At 59.6% G+C, this 15,861-nt stretch carries 14 protein-coding genes; 6 read left to right on the plus strand and 8 right to left on the minus strand.

Annotated elements, in window-relative coordinates:
• Positions 1-80: 80 nt before the first annotated feature.
• Positions 81-635, minus strand: a complete 555-nt coding sequence (locus Q0478_RS02930; RefSeq protein ID WP_298676036.1) for a LuxR C-terminal-related transcriptional regulator — start codon at positions 633-635, stop codon at positions 81-83.
• A gap of 107 nt (positions 636-742) precedes the next feature.
• Here Q0478_RS02930 and Q0478_RS02935 point away from each other — a divergent pair, with 107 nt between their 5' ends.
• Both Q0478_RS02935 and Q0478_RS02940 read left to right on the plus strand, forming a co-directional pair.
• Complete coding sequence (locus tag Q0478_RS02935; RefSeq protein WP_298676038.1) at positions 743-2,266, plus strand: AMP-binding protein; 1,524 nt, start codon at positions 743-745, stop codon at positions 2,264-2,266.
• Positions 2,263-3,066 (plus strand): 3-hydroxybutyrate dehydrogenase, encoded by an 804-nt coding sequence (locus Q0478_RS02940; protein ID WP_298676040.1) that lies wholly within the window; start codon positions 2,263-2,265, stop codon positions 3,064-3,066. Before Q0478_RS02935 ends, Q0478_RS02940 begins: the two co-directional genes overlap by 4 nt.
• A gap of 14 nt (positions 3,067-3,080) precedes the next feature.
• On the opposite strand, the gene Q0478_RS02945 is transcribed toward Q0478_RS02940, so the two are convergent.
• From Q0478_RS02945 to Q0478_RS02975, 7 genes are all read right to left on the minus strand, one after another.
• Positions 3,081-3,401, minus strand: a complete 321-nt coding sequence (locus Q0478_RS02945) for a hypothetical protein (RefSeq protein ID WP_298676042.1) — start codon at positions 3,399-3,401, stop codon at positions 3,081-3,083.
• 213 nt (positions 3,402-3,614) lie between these two features.
• Positions 3,615-5,564 carry an acetate--CoA ligase gene (gene acs, locus Q0478_RS02950; protein WP_298676044.1) on the minus strand — a complete coding sequence of 650 codons (1,950 nt, stop codon included), beginning with the start codon at positions 5,562-5,564 and terminating at the stop codon, positions 3,615-3,617.
• Positions 5,565-5,668: 104 nt separating this feature from the next.
• Positions 5,669-6,424 (minus strand): ABC transporter ATP-binding protein, encoded by a 756-nt coding sequence (locus Q0478_RS02955; protein ID WP_298676046.1) that lies wholly within the window; start codon positions 6,422-6,424, stop codon positions 5,669-5,671.
• 14 nt (positions 6,425-6,438) lie between these two features.
• Complete coding sequence (locus Q0478_RS02960; protein ID WP_298676048.1) at positions 6,439-7,197, minus strand: ABC transporter ATP-binding protein; 759 nt, start codon at positions 7,195-7,197, stop codon at positions 6,439-6,441.
• 11 nt (positions 7,198-7,208) lie between these two features.
• Positions 7,209-8,402 (minus strand): branched-chain amino acid ABC transporter permease, encoded by a 1,194-nt coding sequence (locus Q0478_RS02965; protein WP_298676050.1) that lies wholly within the window; start codon positions 8,400-8,402, stop codon positions 7,209-7,211.
• A gap of 3 nt (positions 8,403-8,405) precedes the next feature.
• A complete protein-coding gene (locus Q0478_RS02970) occupies positions 8,406-9,437 on the minus strand; it encodes a branched-chain amino acid ABC transporter permease (RefSeq protein ID WP_298676053.1) in 1,032 nt (343 codons plus the stop codon).
• An 86-nt stretch (positions 9,438-9,523) separates the two neighbouring features.
• Positions 9,524-10,870: a substrate-binding protein gene (locus Q0478_RS02975; RefSeq protein WP_298676055.1), complete on the minus strand. Its 1,347-nt coding sequence runs from the start codon at positions 10,868-10,870 to the stop codon at positions 9,524-9,526.
• Between the two features lie 219 nt (positions 10,871-11,089).
• Here Q0478_RS02975 and Q0478_RS02980 point away from each other — a divergent pair, with 219 nt between their 5' ends.
• The 4 genes from Q0478_RS02980 (at position 11,090) to Q0478_RS02995 (ending at position 15,830) form a co-directional block, all read left to right on the plus strand.
• Positions 11,090-12,391 (plus strand): helix-turn-helix domain-containing protein, encoded by a 1,302-nt coding sequence (locus Q0478_RS02980; protein ID WP_298676057.1) that lies wholly within the window; start codon positions 11,090-11,092, stop codon positions 12,389-12,391.
• Between the two features lie 108 nt (positions 12,392-12,499).
• Positions 12,500-12,868, plus strand: coding sequence for a response regulator (locus Q0478_RS02985; protein WP_298676059.1), 369 nt, complete (start codon positions 12,500-12,502; stop codon positions 12,866-12,868).
• A complete protein-coding gene (locus Q0478_RS02990) occupies positions 12,865-13,158 on the plus strand; it encodes a hypothetical protein (protein WP_298676061.1) in 294 nt (97 codons plus the stop codon). The genes Q0478_RS02985 and Q0478_RS02990 overlap by 4 nt, the downstream gene beginning before the upstream one ends.
• Positions 13,155-15,830 (plus strand): ATP-binding protein, encoded by a 2,676-nt coding sequence (locus tag Q0478_RS02995; protein ID WP_298676063.1) that lies wholly within the window; start codon positions 13,155-13,157, stop codon positions 15,828-15,830. Before Q0478_RS02990 ends, Q0478_RS02995 begins: the two co-directional genes overlap by 4 nt.
• Positions 15,831-15,861: the final 31 nt, after the last annotated feature.

The raw sequence follows: 15,861 nt of genomic DNA on the forward strand, positions 1-15,861 counted from the left end.
AAGTCTGGCGGCGTGAAAAGCCGCATGTCTGCGGACAGACTTGCGTGTTTTGGCGCAAGAAGGCGAGGGGAAATTGCATCTCAAAGCGGCATTCCGGAGAGTTTTGCCACCAATTCGGCCAGTTTGCGCGCGCCGAATTTCTTTTGCAGGCGTGCGCGATAGACTTCGATGGTGCGGTAGCTGAGACCCAGCTCGCGGCCGATTTCTTTTGAGGTGAGCCCCCGGCAGGTGAGAATCGCCACCTCCCGTTCGCGGGGCGTGAGCGCGACAAGGGGGCGCTCGTTGGACAGGTCGGCAAAGCTCCAGACCCCGTGCCGGAAAGGATCTTCCGGCGTGAGGCTCTGGCCGCGCACCCGGCACCAGAACAGCGCACCGCTGCGCCGGCGCATGATGCGCTCATCGCCGTAGCGCCCTGTCTCGCGCATGGCCGCAAGGCCGCGCGCGCCGATGCGTTCATAATCTTCCAGGCTGGGATAAAGCGCCTGCAAGGGGGTGTTGATATAGCTGGTTGCCGTGTCGCCAAACACCTCGGCAAAGAGCGCATTGGCTGATTTGATAATGCGGTTTTCCAACACAACCAGCCCCACGGGCGCATGGGTGAAGGCCAGGTCAGATTGGGCGCGGTGCGGCGTCATTGGGAGAGTTTGACGGCTTTTGCCCGGGGCGGCAAGAGGGCTGTAGTTCTACGGCATTGCCTGTGCGCACACTCTGGTGCTTGAATGAGGCAAGCTGGGAGGACCTTATGAACATTGCCGAATATCTTTATCGCACTGCACGGCGCAGCCCTGAGCGCCCTGCCTTGTTTCTCGGGCAGGCCTGTGTGGCCGATTACGGCAGCTTCTTGCAGCGTGCCGGGCAGGTTGCGGCTTATTTGCAGGCCCAAGGGGCGGGCAAGGGCGCTGTTGTTGCGATCTTCATGAAGAACCTGCCGGAATATCTGGTGGTTCAATATGGCATCTGGATGGCGGGGGCGGTGGCTGTGCCCATCAACGCCAAGTTGCACGGGCGGGAGGCCACCTGGATCATTGAGGATGCGGGGGCGGCAATTGTCTTTAGCTCGCCGGGGTTGACAGAGGCCTTGCAGGCCGCAGGCAGCACGGCGCGCGCGGTTGATGTGACATCGGCGCGCTTTGGCAAGATTTTTGAGGGCGCGGCCGGGTTGGCGCAGCCTGTGGCCTGTGCGGCGCAGGATCTGGCCTGGCTGTTTTACACCTCCGGCACCACTGGCCGCCCCAAAGGCGTGATGATCAGCCACAGGATGTTGCGCACCATGGCGCTGTGCTATTTTGCGGATGCCGATCAGGTGAGCGCGCAGGACACGGCGCTTTATGCTGCGCCGATGAGCCATGGCGCGGGGATTTATAACATCATGCATGTGATGGTGGGCGCAAAGCATGTTTGTCCGGCCTCCGGGGGCTTTGAGGAAGCCGAGATTTTCGAGCTGGCCCGGGCGTTCGGCTCTGTGCATATGTTTGCTGCCCCCACGATGGTGAAGCGCATGACCCAAGTGGCCAAGGCCACAGGGCAGCGCGGGCAGGGGTTGCGCAGCGTCGTCTATGCGGGCGGGCCGATGTATACCGCCGATATCATCGAGGCGGTGGATTGGTTTGGCCCGGTGTTTCTCCAGATCTACGGGCAGGGAGAATGCCCCATGGGCATCACCGCACTCAGCCGCGCCGATGTGAGCGGGCGCAGCCATGCCAACTGGCGGGCGCGGCTTGGCTCTGTCGGGCGGGCGCAATCTGCTGTGGAGGTGAAGATCGGCGGTGCCGACGGCGCAGAGCTGCCCCACGGCACGGTGGGTGAGATCATGGTGCGCGGCGATACGGTGATGCCCGGATATTGGAACAACCCCGAGGCCAGTGCCAAGACCCTTGTGGACGGCTGGCTTTTGACGGGGGACATGGGCAGTATGGACAGCGAAGGCTATGTCACCCTGCATGACCGCTCAAAGGATATGATCATCACAGGCGGAAGCAACGTTTATCCGCGCGAAGTCGAGGAGGTGCTGCTGGAGTTGCCCGTGGTGGAGGAGGTCAGCGTGGTGGGGCGCGCCCATCCGGAATGGGGCGAGGACGTGGTGGCCTTTGTCGTGTTGGCGCAGGGCGCGCAGCTCGATCCGGCAGAGCTTGACGCCCATTGTCTGGCCAATATTGCCCGCTTCAAGCGGCCCAAAGCCTATTTCGCGCTGCAAGAGCTGCCCAAGAACAACTATGGCAAGGTTCTCAAGACAGAGCTGCGCAAAAAACTGGAGGATCAGCCATGAGTATGCTTCAAGGCAAAACCGCTTTCATCACAGGGTCGGTGCAGGGCATCGGGCTGGAAATTGCCAAAGCGCTTGGTGGCGCAGGCGCGCGGGTGGCCTTGCACGGGCTGGCCGGGGCAGAGCAGGCGCAGACGGCCTGTGCCGCGGTCACTGCGGCCGGCGCGCCCGAGGTGCATTTCTTTGAGGGAGACTTGCGTGACCTGCGGGCGCTGGATGCGCTGCTACAGGCTGTGCAGGCGTGGGGAGATGTCGACATTCTCGTCAACAACGCCGGCATTCAACACACCGCGCCGCTTGCCCAGATGCCCCGTGAAATCTGGGAAGCCATTCTGGCAACCAATCTTTCGGCAGCTTTTCACACCATGCAGGCGCTGTTGCCGCCCATGGGCGCGCGTGGCTATGGACGGGTGATCAATATTGCCTCGGTGCACGGGCTCGTGGCCTCCCAAGACAAAGCCCCCTATGTGGCGGCCAAATTCGGTCTGGTGGGGTTGAGCCGGGTTGCTGCGCTGGAATATGCCGCCCATGGCAGCAAGGAAAGTGGCGGCGTCACGGTCAATTGCATTGCCCCCGGCTGGACAGAAACCGCAATCATCCAACCGCAGATAGAGGCGCGTGCCGCGCAGCACGGCGGCAATCGCGCCCTCGGCGTTGCGGATCTTCTGCGCGAAAAGCAACCCTCGCTGCGCAGTTCTGATCCTGAAGAAATCGGCGCGCTGGCCCTCTGGCTCTGCGCGCGGGTGGCCCATAACATCACCGGCACCACCCTTCCCGTGGATGGGGGTTGGACCGCTCAATAATCCGGCGTTCAGGCTCAAACCCCCTTTGCCTCTTCGGTCATGTCTTCCTGCACATCCGCCAGCTCTTGCTGGAGGCGCATTTCGATGAGATAGGCCGCTGTGGAGGCCCCCGTCGGCAGGGAGCGCCGCTGGCTCGCCGGTTCGCTGGGGCGGCTTTCCAGCATGATACGGCTGGATTCTGCCGCCGTGGCTTGCCGGACAGCCGCCTGCAACTCAACTTTGGCCGCCGGAGGTGCAGCGGCTTGGGATTGGCTTTGACTGAGGCGCTCCTGTAGCGCCGTGGAACTGGCCATGCGCGGTTGCGACGCTGTGCCGAGGCCTTCTATATGTGTCATTTTTTGGCTCCGATCTGGAGCCCCCACCAAGAGCGATATTGCGCGCAATCTCCTAAGAAGCCGTTAAAGATCGCGGTTTGAGTCAAATTCGCTGAAGTTTCCCGCCAAATCCCGCCGGCTGCTTTTTCTTGGCCCAAATACTCAAAAAAGGCGGGGGCAAAGCCCCCGCCTTGGGTCGGATGGCGCGCAGCGCCATTCGAACGGTCTTTCTGCCTAGTCCGCGCGGTTCATGCGGTTTTCGATCAAGTCGTCCACAACCGCCGGTTCGGCCAGTGTCGAGGTGTCGCCCAATGCGCCATAGTCGTTTTCCGCAATCTTGCGCAAAATACGGCGCATGATCTTGCCTGAGCGCGTCTTGGGCAGGCCGGGGGCCCATTGGATCAGATCGGGTGAAGCAATAGGGCCGATTTCCTGACGCACCCAGTTTCTGAGTTCCTTGCGCAGCTCTTCGCTGGGCTCGGCATCATTCATGAGTGTGACGTAGCAGTAGATGCCTTGCCCCTTGATCTCATGGGGATAGCCGACAACCGCCGCTTCCGCCACTGAGGCATGGGCCACAAGCGCGCTTTCAACTTCAGCGGTGCCCATGCGGTGTCCGGAGACGTTGATCACGTCATCGACGCGGCCAGTGATCCAGAAATCACCGTCCTCGTCGCGCTTACAGCCGTCACCCGCAAAATAGTAGCCCTTATAGTCGGAGAAATAGGTTTTCTCAAAGCGCGCGTGGTCGCCCCAGACGGTGCGCATCTGGCCGGGCCAGCTGTCTTTCATGCACAGAACGCCTTCGACGGGGAAGGTGTGGATTTCCTCGCCTGAAGTTGGCTCGAGCACCACGGGCTGCACACCAAAGAAGGGCTTCATGGCAGCGCCCGGCTTGGTGGCATGGGCGCCGGGCAGGGGGGTCATCATATGGCCGCCTGTTTCGGTTTGCCACCATGTGTCCACAATCGGGCAGCGGCCGCCGCCGACAACATCGTTATACCAGTTCCAGGCTTCGGGGTTGATCGGCTCGCCGACCGTGCCCAGAACCTTGAGCGAAGAGAGGTCGCATTTCTCGACATATTCGTTGCCCTGGCCCATGAGCGCGCGCAGCGCTGTGGGGGCGGTGTAGAACTGGTTGACCTTGTGCTTTTCGACCACCTGCCAGAAGCGCGAGGCGTCCGGGTAGGTCGGCGTGCCTTCAAACATCAGGGTTGTGGCGCCGTTGGCGAGCGGGCCGTAGACGATATAGCTGTGGCCCGTGACCCAGCCCACATCGGCGGTGCACCAGTAGATGTCGCCATCGTGGTAATCAAAGGTGATTTCCTGTGTCATCGACGCCCAAACGAGATAGCCGCCGGAGCAGTGCACAACGCCCTTGGGCTGGCCTGTGGAGCCGGAGGTGTAGAGGATGAAGAGCGGGTCTTCGGCGTTCATTTCCTCGGGCGGGCAATCGGCGGAGACTTTTTCAAGCTCGTCGTGATACCAGAAATCAAGGCCCTCGCGCCAGGCGACCTGATCGCCGGTGCGTTTGACAACGAGGCATTTGACATCGTCCACATCATGCAAGAGCGCCTGGTTGACGTTGTCTTTGAGCTTGGTTTTGCGGCCGCCGCGCGGGGCGTGGTCGGCTGTGATGACGACTTTGGCATTGCAGCCGTTGACGCGCGCGCCGAGGGCATCAGGGGAGAAGCCGGCAAAGACGATTGAGTGGATCGCACCGATGCGCGCACAGGCGAGCATGGCATAGGCGGCCTCGGGGATCATCGGCATATAGATGATGACACGGTCGCCTTTGGTGACACCCATGTTCTTGAGAACATTGGCCATTTTGCCTACATGGCCGTGCAGCTCCTTGTAGGTGATATGCTGCGCGGGCTCGGCGGGATCGTCTGGCTCAAAAATGATGGCGGTTTGATCGCCACGGGTCGCGAGATGGCGGTCCACGCAATTGGCCGATACATTGAGCGTCCCGTCTTCGAACCATTTGATGTCGATATTGCCCGGCTCAAAGGAGACGTTCTTCACCTGTGTGAAGGGCTTGATCCAGTCAATACGCTTGCCGTGTTCGGCCCAGAAGCCGTCAGGGTCATTGACCGAAGCGGCATACATCTCATCGTATTTGGCCGCATTGACATGGGCGTTGGCGGCCATCGTGGCGGAAGGGGGATAAGTATTGGACATAGCGGTTTCCCATTTGTCTTTTTGTGGGGGGCTCTTGGCGGCCCGCCGTCTGCGCAATTGCACAGGGGGGCGGGCCTGGGAGAGTCCGAAAATAGTCTTGTGGCTTAGATCGCCAGATATTCGGCGCGCAGCTCGGCGTTTTGCAGAACTTCCTCAGCGGAGCCGTCAAAGACGATGCCGCCGGTGTCCAGGATCACGGCGCGGTCGGCCAGCTCAAGCGCACGGACCGCGTTTTGTTCCACGAGAATGGTCGTGATGCCCTGTTCCTTAATGATGCGCAGCGTTTTCTCGATTTCGTCGACGATCACCGGCGCGAGCCCCTCATAGGGCTCGTCCAGCAGCAGCACCTTGATGTCACGCGCCAGGGCGCGGGCCACTGCGAGCATCTGCTGTTCACCGCCGGAAAGCGTGACGCCTTCCTGCTTGCGGCGCTCCTTGAGGCGCGGGAAGAGCTCGTAGAGGCGCTCAAGAGACCAGCCGACAGGCGGGGCGATTTGCGCCAGTTGCAGGTTTTCCTCGACGGTCAGACCGGGGATGATGCAGCGGTCTTCCGGCACAAGGCCGATCCCGGCTTGCGAGGCCTGATAGCTTGTCATCAGGTGCAGCGGCTGGTGGTCGAGCCAGATCTCGCCATGGGTGACCTGTGGGGCATCCATGCGTGCAATCGAGCGCAAAGTCGAGGTCTTGCCGGCCCCGTTGCGGCCCAGGAGGGCGAGGATTTCGCCTTCATGCACGTTGAAGCTGATGTTTTGAACGATATAGCTTTCGCCATAGTAGCTTTCCATGCCCCAGACCGAGAGAAAGGCGGGGGCGGTTTCGGCAAAGTTCTTGCCCTTGGAAAAATCGGGTTTGACGTTCATCTGATCTGTCTCCCTTAATCTGCCGTTTCGCCGAGATACGCTTCGCGCACTTTCGGGTGGCCTTTGATGTTTTCAGGATGGTCTTCGACAAGCGGTGTGCCTTGCGCCAGAACCGTGATCCTGTCTGCGAGCGAGAAGACAACATGCATGTCGTGCTCGATGATGGCGATTGTGATGTCACGCTCTTCCTTGATCTGCTTGAGCAGGTCGATGGTGTTGTTGGTGTCGGCCCGCGCCATACCGGCGGTGGGTTCATCCAGCAACAACAGCCGCGGATCCTGGCTCAGGCACATGGCAATCTCAAGGCGGCGTTTGTCGCCCCGAGACATGGAGGACGCCTGCATTCCGCGTTTTTCGGCCAAGCCCATCTCTTCGAGCATGGTTTCAGCCTTTTCCACGATGTCCTTGTCGCCCATCATGCCTTGCACGGCGTGCATCCGGAAGGAGCCATCGCGTTTGGCAAACACGGGTATCATCATGTTTTCCATCACCGAGAGATCACCGAAGATCTCGGGGGTCTGGAACACGCGGGAGATGCCCATCTGGTTGATCTCGTAAGGCGTGCGGCCCAGAACCGACTGGCCATCAAACATGACGGAGCCTGTGTCGGGGATGAGCTTGCCCACGAAGACGTTGAGCAGGGTGGATTTGCCAGCCCCGTTGGGGCCGATGATGGCGTGGCAGCTGTTTTCTTTCACGCTCAGCTCTACGTTGTTCAGAGCTTGCAGGCCGCCGAAGCGTTTGCCGACGTTTTTGACTTCAAGAATACCCATTGAAGCTCTCCTTATTCCGCAGGTTTGGTTTGAGCGCCGTCTTCATCGGCGTCTTTGCCTTTGAAGAGTTTTGCGATGCGCTGACCGCCTTCAACAAGGCCGCCGGGCAGGAAGATCACGACCATCATGAAGATGATGCCAAGCGTGAGGTGCCAGCCTTTGCCGATGAAGGGGTAGACGAGTGTGATGATGAAATCTTCAAGCCCATCGGGCAGGAAGGCAAACCACTGGTGCAGGATGTCTTTGTTGATCTTGGACAGGATGTTTTCCATGTATTTGATCAAGCCAGCGCCGAGAACGGGGCCAATGAGCGTGCCGGCACCGCCGAGGATTGTCATCAGAACCACTTCGCCGGAGGCTGTCCAGAACATGCGCTCCGGGCCAACCTGTGTGTCCATCGCAACCATGAGGCCGCCTGCGAGGCCCGCATACATGCCCGAGATGACAAAGGCTGCCAGCGTGTAGGGGCGCGGGTTGAGGCCCGTGTAGTTGAGGCGGTTTTGGTTGGATTTGACCGCCCGCAGCATGAGGCCGAAGGGCGAGCGGAAAATGCGGATCGCCAGATAGAAGCTCGCCAGCATCACCAGAGCGGCAATGTAATAGCCGGTGTTGAAGGTGAAGAGCCAGCTGCCCACCGACATCTCGTAGCTTGAACTCATGTTCAGGCCGAAGAGGTTGGCACGGGCCTGCTCGCCGGCTTCAAGAGCGCCATCAAGGATGCGCGCATCGGCGATCTTGAGCTGGAGGCCTGTTTCACCGCCGGTGAGGGGCGTGAGCACCGAATAGGCCATCGCGAAGGACATCTGGGCGAAGGCCAGTGTCAGGATCGAGAAGTAAATGCCTGAGCGGCGCAGGCTGACGTAGCCGACGATCAGCGCAAAGAGGCCTGCGATGATCACCGCCATGACCATCGCGGGGATCACGTTGGTGGTGAGCAGCTTCATCATCCAGATCGCGGCGTAGGAACCCACACCCAAAAAGGCGGCGTGCCCGAAGCTGAGGTAGCCTGTGAGGCCGAAGAGGATGTTGAACCCGATGGCAAAGATCCCGAAGATCACGAAGCGCTGCATGAGGTCAGGGTAGCCCGCATTGAACTGGGCAAGGCCTGACCCCTCGGGGAAGGGGTTGAGGATGAACGGTGCCAGCATGGTCAGGCCAGCCACGATCAGAAGAAGTGTGTAGTCTTTTTTGTCAAGTCCGAGCATGGCTTAGTCCTCCATCACGCCTTTGCGACCCATGAGGCCACGCGGACGAGTGAGCAGAATGATGATTGCAACCAGGTAGATGATGATCTGGTTGAGGCCTGGCAGCGTGTCGAGCACGATGGCCATTGAGGCGAAGCTTTCCAGAATGCCGAGCAGGAAGCCTGCGAGCACCGCACCGGGCAAAGAGCCCATACCGCCCACAACCACCACGACGAAGCTGAGAACCAGGAAGTCCATGCCCATATGGTAGTTTGGCGAGTTGATTGGCGCATACATCACCCCGGCAAGCCCCGCCACCGCGGCGGCGATGCCGAACATGATGGTGAAGCGCTTGTCGATGTTGATGCCCAGAAGGCCCACGGTTTCGCGGTCGGCCATACCGGCCCGCACGACCATCCCGAAGGTGGTGAATTGCAAGAAGGCAAAGACCGCACCGATGATGAGGGCAGCAAAAGCGAAATACACAAGGCGCCAGTAGGGGTAGATGATCGTGTTGGGATCAAAGCCCAGAAGCGCGCCGAAATCAAAGCTGCCCGCAAAAACCGCAGGGGCGGGAGTCGGGATCGGGTTGGCGCCGTAGTAGTATTTGATGATCTCTTGCAGAACAATCGCAAGGCCGAAGGTCACGAGGATCTGGTCGGCGTGGGGGCGTTTGTAGAAATGCTTGATCAGTCCGCGCTCCATGGCGTAGCCCACAAAGAGCATGACGGGGATCGAAAACAGGATCGAAAGCGGCACAGCCCAATCTATGATGGCATCGCCCGTGGCTTGGCCGAACAGATCGTAAATATGGGGCACCTCAACTTTGAGCGGGTTGCCAAGAAAGTCTTTCTTGGTCTCGTCAATGACCGTGTGAGACCATGTGAGGATGCGTGAAAAGGTGACAGCACAGAAGGCGCCGATCATGAACAATGCGCCATGCGCAAAGTTGACCACGCCGAGTGTGCCGAAAATAAGTGTCAGGCCCAACGCGATCAGCGCGTAGGCGGAGCCCTTGTCGAGCCCGTTCAGAATCTGCAGAACGATTGCGTCCATTGTCCCACCCCGGATGTGTTTGGAGAGCCCCGTCACGCGGGGCGAAAGATTAGGGCGAGCCGAGGCCCGCCCTAAAGCGTGTGAGGTTATGCGCCTGGGTTACATGTGCCCAGTTCGCCGCCCGCCATTTGGGGGTGGTCTGGTGCATATGTGACTTGCTCAACAGGCGTGACTTCAACGATCTCGAGAAGGTCGAACTCGGATGTCGGGTTCTCTTTACCCTTCACGACGAGAACGTCTTTGAAGCACTGGTGGTCTTCGGCACGGTAAAGTGTCTTGCCGTTGCCCATACCGTCAAACTCAAAGCCTTCCAGCGCTTCAACAACGCCACAAGGGTTGAATGTGCCGGCACGCTCACAAGCATCTGCGTAAAGCAGGGCTTGCACATAGCATGTGTGCGCCGCCTGTGAGGGTGGGAAGCCATACTTTTCGCCAAACGACTTAACGAATGCTTTTGAGCCTTCGTCTGTCAGCGACCAGTGCCAGTTTGTCGAGCCGAAGATGCCCTTCACGTTGGCGCCAGCACCTTTTGCCATCAGGCGTGAGTAGAGCGGAACGACGATTTCGAAGTTCTTGCCGTTGACTTGCTTGTCACGCAGGCCGAACTGAACCGCGTTTGTCAGCGAGTTGACCATGTTTCCGCCGTAGTGGTTCAGAACCAGAACATCAGCACCGGACTGAAGAACAGGCGCGATGTAGCTTGAGAAGTCAGTCTGTGTGAGCGGTGTTTTGACCGCGTTGACAGTTTCCCAGCCCATGGCTTCTGTGGATGATTTCACCGCTTCTTCTGTGGTGTAACCCCAGTTGTAGTCGGCTGTCAGGTGATAGGCTTTACGATCGGAGCCATACATTTTCTGAAGCACAGGCGCGAGGGCCGCACCGGACATGTAAGAGTTGAAGAAGTGACGGAAACCGTTGGCCTTCTTGTCCTTACCTGTGGTGTCGTTTGAGTGCGTCAGACCGGCCATGAAGATAACGCCGGCTTCTTGGCAGAGCGCTTGAACGGCAACAGCCACACCAGACGAAGACCCGCCCGTGATCATCACGGCGCCGTCTTTTTCGATCATGGATTTGGCCGAGGCGCGGGCGGCGTCAGACTTTGTCTGCGTGTCGCCTGTGACATATTCGACTTTCTTGCCGAGGATGCCGTTGCCTTTAAGAGCCTTGGAGCTGAATGTGTTCATCAGGCCGCCGTCGCCACCACCGTTGAGGTGCTCGACCGCAAGCTCATAGGCGCGCAGCTCGTCCGCACCTTCGTCGGCGTAGGGGCCGGACTGTGGAACGTTGAAGCCCAAAGTGACAGTGCTGCCCTTTGGTTCGTTCATGTAAGCCGCAGCTGACGAGGCTGTGAAGATCGTTGGCAAAGCAACGCCAGCACCGGCAAGGGCGCTGGTTTTCAACACACCACGGCGTGTAAAGTTGGATGTAGACATAAATTCCTCCCGTTTCGGTAAACTGGGGAAGAGCCTCCTCTTGCGCCTCCCCAAAGGCACGGTTGTGCAAATGTATTATGTCGGTGAGACCGAAAATTTCGCAACAAGGCATTTTGGGGAAACAAAAATTTTGTAAATAAATCGACAGATGCTTTGCGTATTTTGTAAAATTGTTTATGTTGCGGCGCAGAAACAGTCTGAAACTAAGGGCAAATAACCATGGTGGAGCGCACCCTCGCCGGCAGCCGAATCCGTGAAAGGCGCATCGCGCAGGGGGTGCGGCAGGCGGATTTGGCGGAAGATGTCGGAATTTCTCCGTCCTATCTCAATCTGATCGAGCACAACAAACGTAGAATCGGCGGGAAACTCCTCCAAGCGCTTGCCCAGCGCCTTGAAGTGGAGCCGGCGCTCTTGGCGGAAGGGGCCGAGCAGGCTGTGATTGCGCGGTTGGGCAATGTGGCGGCGCGGCTGGGCGAAGAGATCGGCATGGCCGAGAGCACGGCCTTTGCGGGGCGCTTTCCCAATTGGGCCAATTTGATGATCCGCGCGGGGCGGCGGATTGACGAGCTGGAGCGCACGGTCGAGACCCTGACCGACCGGCTCACCCATGACCCGCATCTTGCGGCGACCCTGCATGAGGTGCTCTCGACGGTCACAGCGATCCGCTCGACGGCCTCAATTCTGTCAGACACCCGCGAGATCGAGCCAGAATGGCGCGACCGGTTTCACCGCAACATCAACGAGGATGCGGCGCGTTTGGCGGATGGGGCGCAGGCCTTGGTTGGATTTTTGGACGGGGCCGGAGATGCCCAGAGCGAAGTGAGTTCGCCCCAAGAGGAAGTTGCCGGATTTCTGAGCGCCTATGGTTGGCATTTTCCCGCTCTGGAAGAGGCGCGGGCCCACGCGGCAGAGACCTATCTGAATGGCGCCACGCAGCTTCGATCGGCCAGCGCGCTGGCGATTGCGGGGAAATATCTGGAGTGTTACGCCGATGATGCCAGGCAGATGCCCCTTGCAGAGCTGCGCAGGGTCGTGGCCGAGATCGGGGCGGAACCGCTGGCGCTTGCGACCCATTTCGGGGTGGATCTGGCGGCCATGATGCGCCGCCTGGCCACCCTGCCGGAGCTGGGGCTGGGCCTTGTGATTTGTGATGCCTCCGGGACCATGCTCTATAGCAAACCCGCTGATGGCTTCACCATTCCGCGCTTCGGGGCCATGTGCCCGCTTTGGCCGCTGTTTCAGGCGCTCAGCCGCCCGATGATGCCGCTTGCCCAGACGGTGGCGCAGCCGGGGCGGGGCGGTATGAGTGAAACGGTGTTTGAGGCCTATGCGGTTGCGCAGCCCGTGTTGAGCGCAGGATACGGGCAAGAGCCGCTCATGGAAGCAACGATGTTGATTGCACCCGCACCGGTTGAGCGTTCCGCTGCGCAGATCCGCCCGATCGGGGCAAGCTGCCGCATTTGCCCGCGCGAGACCTGCGCGGCGCGGCGCGAACCTTCGATTGTGTCCTCGCGTTTGTGAAAAGGGGACCTTGCGCTTCATCTTTTGACAGATGCCTGATTTGCCGCGATAAAGAAGCCAGCCAAAGCGTGAACCCGCGCTTGGTGCGTCAGGGGAGGGACGGTCTAAATGGGGAAAACCGTTGTATTGGTGGAAGATGAACCCAATATCATCGAGGCAATCAGCTTTATTTTATCAAGAGACGGGTGGACAGTTCACACGCATTCAAACGGAGATACGGCGCTTGCGGTGCTGGAAACGCGCGCACCGGACCTGATTGTGCTGGATGTGATGCTGCCCGGTCGCAGCGGGCTTGAAATTTTGAGCGATATTCGCGCCCACACCGCTTTGGCGCAAACGCCTGTCATGATGCTGACGGCCCGTGGCCAGACCAAGGACCGCGAGCGCGCGTTGGAGCTTGGCGCCAACCGTTATATGACAAAACCTTTTTCAAATGCCGAGGTGCTCGTGGCGGTGCGCGAGCTTGTCGACCCTTGAACACCGATGAGAGAACCGCTTCGGGGCGCTTTCGGCGGCAGGTGTTCTTGCCCAAGGACAGCTATCGCGCGCGCCGTGCGGTTGATGCGATCAAGCTCTGGCCTGTTTTGGGAAGTATCTGTTTTGTTTTGCCAATCATCTGGACCGGAACCCAGAAGAGCAATGTCAGTGCGATGGTTTATCTGTTCGTGGTTTGGGGGATCCTGATTGTGGGGGGCGCTTGGTTGGGCCATCGTGCCGAGGCCGACGCGCACACTGAGCCGGGGGACGGGTCTGGAGAGACCCCGTGAGCAATTCACTCAACATTCTGGCCGCGGTCTGTGCGGGCTATGCGGCGCTGTTGTTTTTGGTGGCCTTTGTGGCGGAGCGCGCCGCGAAACGCGGGCGCGCCCGATGGCTGAACTCGCCGATTATCTACACACTTTCCTTGTCGATCTACTGCACCGCCTGGACCTTTTATGGGGCGGTCGGATTTGCGGCGCGCTCGGGGCTTGAGTATCTCACGATCTACATTGGCCCCACCCTTGTGATGGTGGGCTGGTGGTGGGTGTTGCGCAAGCTCGTCCGTGTGGGGCGGGCCCAACGGATCACCTCGATTGCGGATCTGATTTCCAACCGCTTTGGAAAATCCAACTCTCTGGCTGTTTTGATCACCCTGATGGCCGTGGCGGGCACAACACCCTATATTGCGCTTCAACTGCAATCGGTCACACTGTCGTTTTCTGTCTTTGCGGCTGCGGGCCCGCAAGATACGGCTCGCGCGCTGGACAGCAGCGAAGCGACGGCCTTTTGGGTGGCCTTGGGGCTGGCATTGTTTACGGTCTTGTTTGGCACCCGCAATCTTGATGTCAACGAGCGTCACCATGGCGTTGTCATGGCGATTGCGCTGGAAGCGGTTGTCAAGCTGATTGCCCTTTTGGCTGTCGGTGTTTTTGTGGTCTGGGGGCTTGGCGGTGGGCTTGGGCCGGTTCTGGCAAAGATCGAGAGCAGCTCGATTTCCCAATGGGAAATTGCGCCCTCTCGTTGGGTGGCGTTGATCGCACTGTCGGGGGCGGCGTTTTTGACCTTGCCACGGATGTTTCAGGTTCTGGTTGTGGAAAACGATGATGAGCGCCATTTGCGTTTTGCGGCCTGGGCTTTCCCGAGCTATTTGTTGTTGATCAGCCTGTTTATTGTGCCCATTGCGGTTGTGGGGCGCAGCGTTTTGCCGGCAGCGACCAATCCGGACCTTTATGTGCTGTCCATCCCGTTGATGTCGGGCGAAACGGGGCTGGCTTTCCTCTCGTTTCTGGGCGGGTTTTCTTCGGCCACGTCGATGGTGATTGTGGCGGCGATTGCGCTGTCAACGATGGTGTCAAACCATATCGTGATGCCGATCTGGCTGCGCCTGACCGGGGGGGGCGCGTTGATGGCGGGGGATCTGCGCAACGTGGTGCTTCTGTCGCGGCGCTTCTCGATCATCGGGGTGGTTTTGCTGGGCTATGTTTATTACCGCCTCTCGGGAGGCGGCGCGGCGCTGGCGGCTATCGGGCTTGTGTCTTTTGCCGGGGTGGCGCAGTTTTTGCCGGCGCTTCTGGGCGGTTTGTTCTGGCGCGGCGCCACGCGCAACGGGGCGCTTGCGGGCTTGCTTGTTGGGTTTGTTATTTGGGGTTGGACGATGTTCTTGCCCAGCTTTGGCCCGGATGCGGCCCTGTCTGCGGCGGTCTTGGCGCAGGGGCCTTGGGGGTTGGCGGCGCTGCGCCCGGAAGCCTTGTTTGGCTTTGTCGGGCTTGACCCTTTGGTTCATGCGGTTTTCTGGAGTCTGAGCTTGAACAGCATGGCCTTTATTGTGGTGTCCTTGGTCAGTTTCCCGTCGCCTCTTGAGCGCTTGCAGGGCGCACAGATTGTGGATGTGTTCAAACATTCCAGCGGTGGCCAGCGTTGGCGTGGGGGAATGGCACAAAGCGAGGATCTGTTGCTGATGGCACAGCGCATCATTGGCGCAACGCAGGCTCAGAAACTGTTTCGAAATGCGGCTTCCGCGCAGGGGCTTGAGGGCTATCTGCCGGAGCCGACCCCGGAGTTTCTCAACCAACTTGAGCGCGAATTGGCGGGCTCTGTGGGCGCGGCAACAGCCCATGCGATGGTGGGGCAAATTGTCGGGGGGGCGGCTGTCTCGGTGGATGATCTGATCGCCGTGGCAGATGAGGCGGCGCAAATCATGGAGTATTCCAGCCAGCTTGAAGCCAAGTCTGAAGAGCTGAGCCGCACGGCCCGCCAGCTGCGCGAGGCCAATGAGAAGCTGACCGAGCTGTCCCATCAAAAGGACGCTTTTTTGAGCCAGATCAGCCATGAGCTGCGCACGCCGATGACCTCTATTCGGGCGTTTTCGGAGATCTTGCGCGACGCGCAGGGCCTGTCGCGCGAAGACCAGGGCAAATACAGCTCGATCATCAATGCGGAATCTGTGCGTTTGACGCGGTTGCTGGATGATTTGCTGGACTTGAGCGTGTTGGAAAACGGGCAGGTTTCGATGAATATCGAGGCTGGCAACTTGTGTGATGTGCTGGATCGTGCGGTGGCTGCGGCCGGGTTGAGCGGGCGGTTGAGTATCATGCGCCGTCGTGAGCGCGAGCAGCTGCCGATCACCACCGATCTGGACCGGTTGAGCCAGGTGTTTATCAATCTGATCGCCAACGCCCATAAATATTGCGATGCGCCGGCGCCGGAGCTCAAAATTGTCGCGCGTGCCCGGGAAGGGCGTATCACGATTGACTTTATTGACAACGGTTTGGGGATTTCCCGCGATGACCAACGGGTCATTTTTGAGAAATTTTCACGCCTGGGCGATGACCGCGAAAGCGGGGCTGGGCTGGGGCTGTCCATTTGCCGAGAGGTGATGCAGCGCCTGGGTGGCACGATCAGCTATTTGCCCGGGCAGGGGGGAGCTGCCTTTCGGGTGGCTCTGGCGCGGGCAAATTAGGGCAAAAATCCGGGTCTGATAAGAAGATGGT

It is taken from the genome of uncultured Lentibacter sp. (assembly GCF_937123735.1).
GTDB lineage: Bacteria > Pseudomonadota > Alphaproteobacteria > Rhodobacterales > Rhodobacteraceae > Lentibacter.

Bases quoted from the DNA above. Each gene is read 5' to 3' on its own strand.
- Q0478_RS02930 (WP_298676036.1), bottom strand. From the start codon at position 635: ATGACGCCGCACCGCGCCCAATCTGACCTGGCCTTCACCCATGCGCCC.
- Q0478_RS02935 (WP_298676038.1), top strand. From the start codon at position 743: ATGAACATTGCCGAATATCTTTATCGCACTGCACGGCGCAGCCCTGAG.
- Q0478_RS02940 (WP_298676040.1), top strand. From the start codon at position 2,263: ATGAGTATGCTTCAAGGCAAAACCGCTTTCATCACAGGGTCGGTGCAG.
- Q0478_RS02945 (WP_298676042.1), bottom strand. From the start codon at position 3,401: ATGACACATATAGAAGGCCTCGGCACAGCGTCGCAACCGCGCATGGCC.
- acs (WP_298676044.1), bottom strand. From the start codon at position 5,564: ATGTCCAATACTTATCCCCCTTCCGCCACGATGGCCGCCAACGCCCAT.
- Q0478_RS02955 (WP_298676046.1), bottom strand. From the start codon at position 6,424: ATGAACGTCAAACCCGATTTTTCCAAGGGCAAGAACTTTGCCGAAACC.
- Q0478_RS02960 (WP_298676048.1), bottom strand. From the start codon at position 7,197: ATGGGTATTCTTGAAGTCAAAAACGTCGGCAAACGCTTCGGCGGCCTG.
- Q0478_RS02965 (WP_298676050.1), bottom strand. From the start codon at position 8,402: ATGCTCGGACTTGACAAAAAAGACTACACACTTCTTCTGATCGTGGCT.
- Q0478_RS02970 (WP_298676053.1), bottom strand. From the start codon at position 9,437: ATGGACGCAATCGTTCTGCAGATTCTGAACGGGCTCGACAAGGGCTCC.
- Q0478_RS02975 (WP_298676055.1), bottom strand. From the start codon at position 10,870: ATGTCTACATCCAACTTTACACGCCGTGGTGTGTTGAAAACCAGCGCC.
- Q0478_RS02980 (WP_298676057.1), top strand. From the start codon at position 11,090: ATGGTGGAGCGCACCCTCGCCGGCAGCCGAATCCGTGAAAGGCGCATC.
- Q0478_RS02985 (WP_298676059.1), top strand. From the start codon at position 12,500: ATGGGGAAAACCGTTGTATTGGTGGAAGATGAACCCAATATCATCGAG.